Origin of the sequence: Streptomyces sp. NRRL B-1347, assembly GCF_000720325.1 — a bacterium.
Taxonomy (GTDB): Bacteria; Actinomycetota; Actinomycetes; order Streptomycetales; family Streptomycetaceae; genus Streptomyces.
The window spans coordinates 31,747-43,163 of the sequence record NZ_JOJM01000068.1 but is presented as its reverse complement, the minus strand read 5'-3'; the positions used below and the strand labels follow the sequence as shown (position 1 = coordinate 43,163).

Below are 11,417 nucleotides of genomic sequence, written 5' to 3'. Positions count from 1 at the left end.
CCCCCCAGCGAAGCCCCCACGGAGCCCACCCCCCTGGAGGGCACCCAAGAGTCACAGCCCGTGACGCCCCCCGAGGCGGAGGCCCCCGCCGAAGAGACTGCCGCTGCCGCTGTGGGCAATCGTCCCGCAGGGCGAGTGGGGCATCCCCTGCTCGAGCGAAGCCGAGAGCTTGGGGAGGGGTGGGCACAGCCCCAGGTGCCGAGCAACCGTGAAGCAGACTCCACCCCAGCGGAGCCCGCGCCCATAGAGACTCCCGAGGAGGAGGAGCCCCAGGCCACCGAGGCCCCGGTCGCAGAGGAGCCTCAGGCCACAGAGGCCCCGGTGGCGGAGGAGCCCCGGGCCGTGGCGGAGCCCGAGGTGGAAGCCCCGGCCAAGCCCGCCGTCAGCCTCGCCAGGGTGAAGGGGCGGGCCCCTGGGCTCGTTCCGGCGTACAAGGCGGCGGGCGCGGCCCTGCGCAAGCGGGGCCTGACGGGCACCCGCGCCCGCGTCTACCTCGTACTGGACCGCTCCGGCTCCATGCGCCCGTACTACAAGGACGGCTCCGCCCAGGCCCTCGCCGACCAGACCCTCGCCCTGGCCGCCCACCTGGACCCCACCGCCACCGTCCACGTCGTCTTCTTCTCGACGGACATCGACGGCACCGGCACCCTCACCCCCGCCGACCACGAGAACCGCGTCGACGAGCTGCACGCGGCCTGCGGCCGCATGGGCCGCACCAGCTACCACCGTGCCGTCGAGGAGGTCGTGGCCCACTACGAGAAGACCGACGGCGAGGGCCCCGCCCTGGTGGTCTTCCAGACGGACGGCGCCCCGGACACCAAGGGCCCCGCCACCCAGGCCCTGGCGGACGCCGCCCGGCACCCGCTGTTCTTCTCCTTCGTCGCCTTCGGCGACGAGGACAGCAAGGCCTTCGACTATCTGCGCCGCCTCAAGGCGGACAACGCCGCCCACTTCCTCGCGGGCCCCGCCCCCAAGGAGCTCACCGACAAGCAGCTCTACGACGGCCTCCTGGCCACCTGGCACCCGCGGCCGTGAGGTGAGTCGATCTTCTCTGGGCCGTTAGGATTTCGACCATGGCGGCCACTGGATCCGAGAAGCAGGGAGCGGACGAGAACGCGAAGGCGTTCTACGTCTCGACCCCCATCTACTACGTAAACGACGCTCCTCACCTGGGCCACGCCTATACGACCGTCGCAGGCGACGTGCTCACGCGCTGGCACCGGCAGCGCGGCGAGAAGGTGTGGTACCTCACCGGCACGGACGAGCACGGTCAGAAGATCATGCGCACGGCCGAGGCGAACGGCGTGACGCCGCAGGAGTGGTGCGACAAGCTCGTCGAGGAGGCCTGGCGCCCCCTCTGGGAGCACCTGGAGATCGCGAACGACGATTTCATCCGTACGACGGAGAAGCGGCACACCGACCGGGTGCAGGAGTTCGTCCAGGACCTCTACGACAAGGGCGAGATCTACAAGGGCGGCTACGAGGGCCCGTACTGCGTCGGCTGTGAGGAGTACAAGCTCCCGGGCGAGCTCCTCGACGGCGAGGGCGCGTACGAGGGCCAGAAGCTCTGCCCGATCCACAAGAAGCCGGTGGAGCTCCTCAGCGAGGAGAACTACTTCTTCAAGCTGAGCGAGTACGGCGACAGGCTCCTGGAGCACTACGCCGCGAACCCCGGCTTCATCCAGCCGGAGTCCGCGCGCAACGAGGTCGTGAACTTCGTCAAGCAGGGCCTCCAGGACCTGTCGATCTCGCGGTCCACCTTCGACTGGGGCGTCCCGGTGCCCTGGGACGACAAGCACGTCATCTACGTGTGGGTCGACGCGCTGCTCAACTACGCCACGGCCGTGGGGTACAACGAGAACCCGGCGAAGTTCGGCGAGACCTTCCCGGCGAACGTGCACCTCGTCGGCAAGGACATCCTCCGCTTCCACGCGGTCATCTGGCCCGCCATGCTGATGGCCCAGGGCCTCCCGCTGCCCGGCAAGATCGCCGCGAACGGCTGGCTGATGGTCGGCGGCGAGAAGATGTCGAAGTCGAACCTGACCGGCATCAAGCCGCAGGACCTGACCTCGCACTTCGGCGTCGACGCCTACCGCTGGTACTTCCTGCGCGCCATCGCCTTCGGCCAGGACGGGTCCTTCTCCTGGGAGGACTTCACCGCCCGCTACACCAGCGAGCTGGCCAACGACTACGGCAACCTCGCCTCGCGCGTGGCCGCCATGGTCGGCAAGTACTTCGGCGGCGCGCTGCCCGCGGCCACGGCGGACGGCCCGGCGGAGACCGCGGTGCACGAGGGCCTCGCGCAGGCCGTCGCCGCGGCGGACCGGAAGATCGGCGAAGACCTGGACTTCCAGGGCGGCATCCTCGCCGTCTTCGACTTCGTGAAGCAGGTCAACGGCTACATCACGGAGCAGGAGCCGTGGAAGGTGGCCAAGGACGAGTCGGACGAGGGCAAGGCCCGCCTCGCCACCATCCTCTACACGGCCGCCGAGTCGCTGCGCGGCGTCGCCGTGCTGCTCAACGCCGTCATGCCGGACACCTCCCAGAAGCTCTGGGACTCCCTCGGTGCCGAGGCGTCCCTGGGCGCGCTCGCGGACCAGCAGGTCCAGGGGGCCGGCGCCTGGGGCCTGCTGCCCGCGGGCTCGACGGTGACGAAGGGCGCGGTGCTCTTCCCGCGTCTTGAGGAGCCGAAGAAGGCCTAGCCGCCTCCTCCAGCAGAGCACACGAGAAGGGCCCGGAACACTTTGTTCCGGGCCCTTCTCGTCGCTTCTCGTCGTGGTCAGTTCCGGTACGTCCCGACGAGCCGGGCCAGCTGCCGGCCCGCCGCCCGCAGGGGCTCCTCGCTGCGGCTCACCTGTGCCGTGACCTCCGCGCCCTCCAGGGCGCTGATGACGGTCGTGGCCACCTCGCGCGCGTCGGTCTCCGCGAAGCCGCAGCTCAGCAGCTTCTCAGCGACGATGTTCTCCCAGCCGCGCAGCGCCTCGCCGCACACCCGCTGGATCTCCGAGTCCGTGCCCAGGGTCTCCAGGGCGGCGGCCGTGATGGGGCAGCCGTCGGTCCAGCCCGACTCGCTGAGGCCGACGGCGAGCTGGACGGCACAGGCCTCGATGGCGGCGGCCGGGTCGTCCTCGGGGTCGAGGGCGTCCCTCAGGAGCCAGCCGAACTCCTTCTCCCCGTGCTTGATCGCGGCCACGGCCACGGCTTCCTTGCCGCCGGGGAAGAAGTGGTAGACGGAGCCCAGGGTGGCCTCCGCCTCCTTGGCGATCTGCTTGATGCCGGTGCCGACGTAGCCCTGGCGCTGGATGAGCCGCGCGGCGACCACGACGATCCGCTCACGCGTGCTGGGGGGCGCGCTGTACTCACTCATCCCGCCACCTTACCCATCTCCTAAGTAGAGCGTTCGTTCTAGTCCTGTGTTACGTTACTCCCGGCCTCTAGATAGAGCGCTCGTTCTAGTCACTCTTCGTTGAAACAGGGGACACTCATGTCACACTCCGTATCGGTCATCGGACTCGGCCCCATGGGGCAGGCCATGGCGGGCGCCTATCTGGACCGGGGCTACGAGGTCACGGTCTGGAACCGCACCCCCTCGCGCGCCGCCGCGCTCGTCGAGCGGGGCGCCCGGCTCGCCGCCACCGCTGAGGAGGCCCTGCGCGCCAATGACCTGGTGGTTCTCAGCCTGATCGACTACGACGCGATGTACACCGCGCTCAAGGGCGCCGAGGACGCGGTCGCGGGCCGCGTCCTGGTGAACCTCAGCTCCGACGTGCCAGAGAAGGCCCGCGCCGCGGCCCGCTGGGTGACGGAGCTCGGCGGCACCCATCTGACCGGCGGCGTCCTGTCCCCGCCGCCCACCATCGGCAGCCCGGACATGTCCACCTTCTACAGCGGCCCGCGCGAGGCCTACGACACGCACCGCGCGGCCCTTGAGGTCATCACCGGCAAGACGGACTACCGGGGCGAGGACCCGGGCATCGCGGCCCTGATGTACCAGCTCAACATGGTCGTCTTCTGGCCCGCGATGCTCGCCTACTGGCAGGCCGTCGCCCTCGCCGGCGCGCACGGCATCACGGCCGCGGAAATGGCTCCGTACGTCGCCGCCAACCATGAGGGCATGCGGCAGTTCATCGACTTCTACGCTCCCCGCATCGACGCGGGCAACCACGAAGGGGACGTCGACCGCATCTCGATGGGCCTGGCGAGCATGGAGCACGTCGTCCACACGAACGCGGACGCGGGTGTGGACACGGCGTTCCCGCAGGCCATCCTGGACGCCTTCCGGCGGGGCGCGGACGCGGGTCACGGCGCCGACAGCTTCAGCAGGCTGGTGGAACTCCTGAAGAAGCCCGCCTGACCGCCTGACCGCCGGGGCGTGCGGGCCGGGCGCCGACGGCCCGCACGAGTGGCTTGATCTCTACCCCGTCAATGAGCTGTTGATCACTTCGTGACCGGACTCACTCCCTCTTCACCCCCACGCACGTACGCTTCACAGCATGGCCACGAATCCCGCTTCCGAGACGCGGCGCCCCCGGCGCACGGCGGACGAGGTGAATGAGGAGATCCGTGCGCTGTGGCTGCGCTGCGGCGGGCGGTTGAGCACCGACCAGCGACGCGAGTACCAACGCCTGGTGACGGAGTGGGCCGCGGCGGAGGCCGCGGACCACCAGGAATCCCCGACGAGAGCCGCGTAGCGTCAGCCGCTGGGCACGACGCAGTCGCGCGGCTGGGCGCGTCCCTCGGGCCACCCGAGCCCCACGAACCTCAGCTTGCGGGTGCGGGGATCGAGTTCGACCACCGCCACGGGCTTGTCGTAGGGGTTGCCCGCGTTGGTCAGGCACACCCACCCGCTGGTTCCGGCCACCCGGTGCGCGGACTCCAGACGGGACCACTGGGCGGCGACCCGCTCGCGGGGCGGCACCGCCCCGGCCGACCGGGCGTTGGCGAGGAAGACGGCCTCCGCGATCGTGCGCACGCCGTCGTGGACGAGCATCGTGCGCGAGTCGTCGTAGCGGACGGGCCCGATGTCACCGGCGCCCTGCCGGTCGGTGAGCGCGCGCAGCTCGGTCAACTGCCGTTGCGGCTCGGTCAGATGCGCGGGCCGGTCCTTCGCCCCCGCAAGCGCCCGCGACCAGGCGTCGGGGTGTCCGGGGGCGGTGTACTGCACGGTGACCGTGGGCTCCTTCGCGCTCGCCTCGCCCCGCAGCTTCCGCCAGTCCGCGTCGCTCATGTACCGGTCGAGGGTCGCCGCGCCCGAGCCGCTCACCACCGTGTACCGCTTGCCCCGGCACGGCACCTCCGCGAGCTTCAGTGCGAACAGGCGCAAGTGCACGGGGCGGCCCGCGAAGTAGACGACCTTCGCCCGGGACTGGCAGATGTTGTGGCCGATCAGTGAGAAGTCGTTGCCGGTCTCGCCCGGGTCGCCGATGGACGGGGAGGTGAACTCCTGGTCCTTCGCGCCCGCCGGGCCCGACTCGTCCCCGCTGAACGCCCGCGCGAGCGACTCCACATAGATGTCGTCCGGGCGGGTGTCCTTGACCAGGACCGTCTCCTCGTCGCGAAGGCCGTGGTGGAAGGCGGCGAGGGCCGCCGCCTGCTGCCGGTTGGTGGGGATCACCCGGGCGAGGCCGGGGAAGCGCGGCTTGCCCTCGCGCCGCTCGACGTTGGCGAGCTCGTCGGCGCTGGCCCGGCTGATCAGGACCGGGATGCGCAGCTCGTTCGTGAGCCGGTCCACGGCGTCGACGGTGTTCCGCAGGCTCAGGTTGAAGCCGGTGACGGCGCGGAGGTTGTGCTTCTCGTCGTCCGCGAGCTCCGCCAAGTCGTCGACGACGCGGGCCTGCTGGGCGTAGTTCCGGCCAGGGTTGGCGAGGACCAGGCGGATCAGCGGCTTCTGCTCGGTGCGGTTCGCGCGGTACTGGGCGAGGTAGGCGCCCTGGACGTCGCTGCGCAGCTGCCCCCGCTCGGCGTCCGACTCCGGCTGGAGGGGCAGCATCATCGCCACGGTGACGTGCGGCTCGCCGTCGATCCGCCGGTTCTCGTCGGCGATCGCGTCGCTCACCTTGGCGATCTCGGGCGTACCGAAGTCGTAGCCGGAGCCGTTGACGCCGACGCACTCGCCGCCGTGCTTCCGCACGCCGTCGGCGCAGTGGTCGGGCCCGCCGACGGCGGGTGGCACCAGGATGCCCACGGCGGTCCCGACGGCCGCCACGACCAGGATCGTGACGGCCTTCTTGAGCCGCGTGGCCCACACGTGGTTGTACAGCCAGTTCAGCACCGCCGCCCCCTTCGCCCCGCCATCCGACGTCCCTTCGCCCGCGCTCGCCCCGTGGTGTCCGCCCGGCCCGTCAGCCGATGTGCCGCGTGCACGCGCACGGCTTCAGCGGCTGCCTCTCCCGGGCCCGTCCGGCCCACTCCCCGGCCGTGCGCGACAGCACCTCGATGCCCGGCACCGGCTCGTCGCCGAGCCGGTCGAGGAGCTGTCGCCAGGTGGCGGGGACCGCCGGGTCCACCGGGCCCGTGCGGTCCTCGTACAGCCACACCGCGTGAAGCAGCCGGTCCACGCGGCGGCGCAGCACGTCGTCGTCGGCCGCCGGGGCCTCCCCGCGCGCGCGGGCGTGCCGGTCGTCGGGCGTGCCCGCGAGCGGCGCCTCGCAGGGCGCGCCCGCGATGGCGAGCAGCTCCCCGCACCAGTCGGCCATGGCCCGGCGCGGGTCCCGCCCGGGGAAGGTCCGCGTCAGGTGGTCGACGGCCCGCGCGGCCCCGTGGGCGGCCAGGTCGTGGTGCGCGGCGTGCGCGGCGGCCGAGCCGAACAGCTCGTCGGCGGCGTCCGCCCCGGCGTCGGGGGGCGGCGGCCCGAAGTGGTCCCGCAGCAGCGCGTGGTCGGCGCGCCACACCCCGCCCCGCTCCGGCCCGTCCGTCATCCCGTACAGGCGGCGCATCAGGAGGTGGCGCAGGCCGCGGTCGCCGATGAAGTGGTGCGGGCAGTGCGGCCAGCCGTTGTCCTGGAGGAGTTCGGCGACGCGGTACGCGGACAGGCGCTCGTCCCGGTCGCCCTGCCGGGCCCTGATCAGGCGCTGCGCGCACGGCCCGGTGTGCGCGACCGAGAGGTGGCTGAGCAGGTCGAGCCAGTGGCCGTGCTGTTCGGGCGGCAGTTCCTCGGGGAGCTGGCGCCCGATCAGGTCGTCGAGGAGGAGTTCGGCGACGGGCCGCGGGGGCGCGTCGGACGTCTCCCGGGAGCGCACCGGCGCGTCGAGGAGGGCCCAGTCGGTGAGCGCGGCGGGGTCGGGGACGCGCAGCGCGGCCGTCGCCTCGCCGAGGCGCGTGACGAACCGGGGGCGGCCGCCGCCGAGCCGGTGCACGGCGCTCTCCACGCGCAGCCGCGCGGCGTGCTCGCCCGGCTGGTGGCCCGTGTCGTGGCCGTGCCCCTGGAGCCGGGCCAGCTCGTGGTTCTGCTGCTCGGCGGTCAACAGCGGCATCCGGACGAGCAGCGCGCCGCGCGCGGGCGCGACCAGGCCCGGAACGCCGCCCTGTCTTCGCGCCCAGCCGGGCAGTCCGCCGTCGGCGGGGCCCCAGACGGCGGGGCCGTCCTCGGCCCCCTCCGCCGCGTCCGGCGAGCGGTAGAGGAAGCGGCCGCCGTCCGCGCGGCGCGCGGTGGCGAGGACGACCACGCGGTCGTGGTGGCCGCTCTCGCGGTCGAGCAGCACGGACCTCAGGAGCCGGCGGCCGACGCCGTTGTCGGCGTGGTCGAGCAGGACGACGGGGCGTCCGGCCCGCGCGATGCGGCCGCGTACGGAGGTGTAGGCGGCCTCGACGTCCTCGCGCAGGGCCCGGAACAGGAAGCTCTCCGCGTTGGCGCGGGCCTCGCCGCCCTGCTGGAAGTCGACGCTGAGCGCGTGCAGACCGAGCCGGGGGTGTCCGGCGGCGCCCGAGTAGGAGCCGTAACAGGCTTCGAGGGCGGCCTTGCCCTCGGCGGAGGTCCGCTCGAAGAGCTCGTCGAGTATGGAGGTGATCAGCGGGGTGGCCAGCGGCTGGGCGACGAGGAGCGCGCCGAGCGCGGCCAGGTAGGCGCGGAAGGCGCGGTGCAGCACGCCGCCCCAGAACGAGCCCCTGGGCAGCAGGTCGTCGTACCTGCGCACCTCCCCCAGGCCGTCGGCGGGGTTGGCCAGGGCGTCACCTGCGGCGACCGCCACCAGGCCCGCGTACAGGCGCGGCACGGCGATCGCCCCGCCGTCGCCGCTCCACGCGCCGAACTGGACGGCCAGCTCCCGCAGCACCTCCGTGGCCTCCGAGCGGGTGCTGAGCCGCTGGTCGGCGCCGTCGCGGAAGGCGGGCGCCGCGCAGTCGACGTGCGCGGCCGGTACATAGCGCCCGAACTCGTCGCGCACGCAGCGCAACAGCCGCCCCTTGCCCATGCCGGGGCCGCCGGTGAGGAGCACCACCGGCAGGTCGGGCCCGTACAGGAGCGGGCGGTTGCGGCCCTTGGCCGTCTTGCCGAGCAGCCGGGCGATCAGGCCGTCGTCGTCCAGCAGCTTGCCGAATCCCAGGTCGTCGGACACCGGTCCCCCGAAGCGTCACGATTCCGTCCCGCGCCCCGCCGCGTGACTGGCCGTCAGGGTATGCGCTGGGAGGGGGAGTTGAGGAGACCCCGCCACGTCATGATTGGCCGTCAGGCTCCGGTGAGCGCCGGGTTCGGGGTGAGGATGCGGCGCAGGATCGCCTCGACCTCGGCGCGGGACGGAGGGCTTGAGGAGGCGAGGGAGCGCAGACTGATGCCCATCAGGGCGGCGCCCGCGGCGGCGGCCGTGTCCGGGTCCGTGTAGTGGGCCAGGGCCCGCAGGATGTGCGCCTGGTGCTCCTCGGCGATGTGGCGAAGCGCGGGCCGGCGCAGGGCCGCGAGGTACAGCTCCAGGTCCACCACCTGCTGGGCCCGCTCGGGCCCGTCGAGCGGCGGCAGGACCGCGTCGGCGAGCAGCACGGCGTGCTGCTCGGGCGTGAGCTCCGGCCGCCGCGCCACCCATTCGTCGAGGTACGCGGCGAACCGGTCGACGGACCGGCGCAGGGCCGCCGCGATCAGGTCGTCCTTCGTGGCGAAGTGGTACGTGGTCGCGCCGAGCGGCACGCCCGCCGCGGCGGCGACGGCCCGGTGCGTGAGCCCTTCGACGCCGCGCTCGGCGATGACGCGCTCGGTGGCGGCGGCGATCTCCTCGACGCGCCGCGCGGGATCACGCCGACGGGGCTCGGCGGCGGCCATGGACCCTCCTACGAGGCAGGAACAGTACATCCGTACTGTAACGCTACCGGAGGAGGGATCCAGCCCGTCCGGCGTTTGAGGACGAGGCGCGAAGCGCCGACGAAGGGGGAAAGGGGCGAAGCCCCAGACGAATAGGGCCCGAACGGAAAGGGGGGCCCGGGACCGCCAAGGTCCCGAACCCCCTTACCTGAGCCAGAGGCTTACCGAGGCTTACTTCTCGGCCTGCTCACCCTTGGCGGGAGCCTTGCGCAGGGCGATGTTCAGCTCCTTGAGCCGCGCCTCCTCCAGGACCGTGGGCGCGCCCATCATCAGGTCCTGGGCGTTGCCGTTGAGCGGGAAGGCGATGGTCTCGCGGATGTTCGGCTCGTCCGCGAGGAGCATGACGATGCGGTCGACGCCCGGCGCGATGCCGCCGTGCGGCGGGGCGCCGAGGCGGAACGCGCGCAGCATGCCCGCGAACTCCTGCTCGACGGTCTCCGCCTCGTAACCCGCGATCTCGAAGGCCTTGAGCATGACCTCGGGCTCGTGGTTCCGGATGGCGCCGGAGGACAGCTCGATGCCGTTGCAGACGATGTCGTACTGCCAGGCGAGGATGTCCAGCGGGTCCTTCTCCTCCAGGTCCTTCATGCCGCCCTGGGGCATCGAGAAGGGGTTGTGGGAGAAGTCGATCTTGCCGGTCTCCTCGTCCTTCTCGTACATCGGGAAGTCGACGATCCAGCAGAAGCGGAAGACGTCCTCCTCGAAGTGGCCCGCGCGCTTGGCGGCCTCGACGCGGACGGCGCCCATGATCTTGGAGACCTCGTCGAACTCGCCCGCGCCGAAGAACACGGCGTGGCCGGCCTCCAGGCCGAGGCGCTTGGTCAGCTCCGCGACGTTCGCCTCGGTGAGGAACTTGGCGATCGGGCCCGCGAACGCGCCGTCCTCGCCGACGCGGATCCAGGCCAGGCCCTTGGCGCCGTGCTCGACCGCGTACTCGCCGAGGCCGTCGAAGAACTTCCGGGACTGACCGGCCGTGTCCGGCACCGGCAGGGCGCGCACGTGCTTGCCCGCGAAGGCCTTGAACTCCGAGCCCTCGAACACGTCGGTGATGTCGACGAGCTCCAGCTTGGCGCGCAGGTCGGGCTTGTCGTTGCCGTACTTCAGCATCGACTCGCGGAACGGGATGCGCGGGAAGGGGGACGTCACCTCGCGGCCGTTGCCGAACTCCGTGAAGAGCTCGGTCATCAGCTTCTCGATCGGCTGGAAGACGTCCTCCTGCTCGACGAAGGACATCTCGACGTCGAGCTGGTAGAACTCGCCCGGCGAGCGGTCCGCGCGCGCGTCCTCGTCGCGGAAGCAGGGCGCGATCTGGAAGTAGCGGTCGAAGCCGGAGATCATCAGCAGCTGCTTGAACTGCTGCGGCGCCTGCGGCAGGGCGTAGAACTTGCCCGGGTTCAGACGGGACGGCACCACGAAGTCGCGCGCGCCCTCGGGGGAGGTCGCGGTGAGGATCGGCGTCGCCATCTCGTTGAAGCCGAGGGCCACCATCTTGTGGCGGATCGAGGCGATGACGGCCGACCGCAGCATGATGTTGCGGTGCATGCGCTCGCGGCGCAGGTCCAGGAAGCGGTACTCCAGGCGCCGCTCCTCGTTGACGCCGTCCTCCGCGTTGATCGTGAAGGGCAGCGGGGCCGCGGCGCCGAGCACCTCGACCTCGGTGGCCTCGATCTCGATCTCGCCGGTGGGCAGCTCCGGGTTCACGTTCTCCGCGCCGCGGGAGACGACCTTGCCGTCGACGCGGACGACCGTCTCCTTGGAGAGCTTGTCCAGGACCTCGGCGGCGGCCGTGCCGGGGCGGGCCACCAGCTGCGTGATGCCGTAGTGGTCGCGGAGATCGATGAAGAGGATGCCGCCCAGGTCGCGCCGATTGTGCAGCCAGCCGCTCAGCCGGACGTCCGCGCCGACGTCAGAGGCGCGGAGCTCACCGCACGTGTGGGACCTGTACCGATGCATCGTCGTTCATCCAGTCTTTCGAGATCGGGGGACACTAGCTGGCAAGGCTACCGTTTGTGAGCGCCCCGTAGGGGCGCGGGGAACTGCGCGCCCAGCCGCAGCAAGCCCGCAGCCGCGAAATCGAGCGAAGCGGTACGGCGGGGGCGCAACCCCGCCAGCGATGCCGCGCCCGGCACTC

General features: G+C 71.9%; 9 protein-coding genes. 4 read left to right on the top strand and 5 right to left on the bottom strand.

Annotated features, from left to right (window positions below; genetic code table 11):
* Nucleotides 1–342: 342 nt before the first annotated feature.
* Both IG74_RS0136995 and metG read left to right on the top strand, forming a co-directional pair.
* Nucleotides 343–1,035 (top strand): VWA domain-containing protein, encoded by a 693-nt coding sequence (locus IG74_RS0136995; protein ID WP_420710005.1) that lies wholly within the window; start codon nucleotides 343–345, stop codon nucleotides 1,033–1,035.
* Nucleotides 1,036–1,073: 38 nt separating this feature from the next.
* A complete protein-coding gene (metG, locus tag IG74_RS0136990; protein WP_030686394.1) occupies nucleotides 1,074–2,702 on the top strand; it encodes a methionine--tRNA ligase in 1,629 nt (542 codons plus the stop codon).
* Between the two features lie 77 nt (nucleotides 2,703–2,779).
* On the opposite strand, the gene IG74_RS0136985 is transcribed toward metG, so the two are convergent.
* Complete coding sequence (locus IG74_RS0136985; protein ID WP_030686390.1) at nucleotides 2,780–3,367, bottom strand: TetR/AcrR family transcriptional regulator; 588 nt, start codon at nucleotides 3,365–3,367, stop codon at nucleotides 2,780–2,782.
* Between the two features lie 117 nt (nucleotides 3,368–3,484).
* On the opposite strand from IG74_RS0136985, the gene IG74_RS0136980 reads away from it, so the two are divergent.
* Complete coding sequence (locus tag IG74_RS0136980; protein WP_030686388.1) at nucleotides 3,485–4,354, top strand: NAD(P)-dependent oxidoreductase; 870 nt, start codon at nucleotides 3,485–3,487, stop codon at nucleotides 4,352–4,354.
* A 139-nt stretch (nucleotides 4,355–4,493) separates the two neighbouring features.
* Nucleotides 4,494–4,691: a hypothetical protein gene (locus tag IG74_RS0136975; protein WP_030686386.1), complete on the top strand. Its 198-nt coding sequence runs from the start codon at nucleotides 4,494–4,496 to the stop codon at nucleotides 4,689–4,691.
* Nucleotides 4,692–4,693: 2 nt separating this feature from the next.
* Here IG74_RS0136975 and IG74_RS0136970 read toward each other — a convergent pair whose 3' ends face one another.
* From IG74_RS0136970 to aspS, 4 genes are all read right to left on the bottom strand, one after another.
* A complete protein-coding gene (locus IG74_RS0136970; protein ID WP_030686384.1) occupies nucleotides 4,694–6,271 on the bottom strand; it encodes an ABC transporter substrate-binding protein in 1,578 nt (525 codons plus the stop codon).
* A 70-nt stretch (nucleotides 6,272–6,341) separates the two neighbouring features.
* Nucleotides 6,342–8,552: a hypothetical protein gene (locus IG74_RS0136965; RefSeq protein ID WP_030686382.1), complete on the bottom strand. Its 2,211-nt coding sequence runs from the start codon at nucleotides 8,550–8,552 to the stop codon at nucleotides 6,342–6,344.
* A 110-nt stretch (nucleotides 8,553–8,662) separates the two neighbouring features.
* Entirely contained in the window at nucleotides 8,663–9,247 is a 585-nt protein-coding gene (locus tag IG74_RS0136960) for a TetR/AcrR family transcriptional regulator (RefSeq protein ID WP_030686380.1), read from the bottom strand.
* A gap of 210 nt (nucleotides 9,248–9,457) precedes the next feature.
* Complete coding sequence (gene aspS, locus IG74_RS0136955) at nucleotides 9,458–11,239, bottom strand: aspartate--tRNA ligase (RefSeq protein ID WP_030686379.1); 1,782 nt, start codon at nucleotides 11,237–11,239, stop codon at nucleotides 9,458–9,460.
* Nucleotides 11,240–11,417 lie beyond the last annotated feature (178 nt).

What these genes read in the sequence shown, in the direction of transcription:
- metG (WP_030686394.1), top strand. Translation starts at nt 1,074, where the DNA reads ATGGCGGCCACTGGATCCGAGAAGCAGGGAGCGGACGAGAACGCGAAG.
- IG74_RS0136985 (WP_030686390.1), bottom strand. Translation starts at nt 3,367, where the DNA reads ATGAGTGAGTACAGCGCGCCCCCCAGCACGCGTGAGCGGATCGTCGTG.
- IG74_RS0136980 (WP_030686388.1), top strand. Translation starts at nt 3,485, where the DNA reads ATGTCACACTCCGTATCGGTCATCGGACTCGGCCCCATGGGGCAGGCC.
- IG74_RS0136975 (WP_030686386.1), top strand. Translation starts at nt 4,494, where the DNA reads ATGGCCACGAATCCCGCTTCCGAGACGCGGCGCCCCCGGCGCACGGCG.
- IG74_RS0136960 (WP_030686380.1), bottom strand. Translation starts at nt 9,247, where the DNA reads ATGGCCGCCGCCGAGCCCCGTCGGCGTGATCCCGCGCGGCGCGTCGAG.
- aspS (WP_030686379.1), bottom strand. Translation starts at nt 11,239, where the DNA reads ATGCATCGGTACAGGTCCCACACGTGCGGTGAGCTCCGCGCCTCTGAC.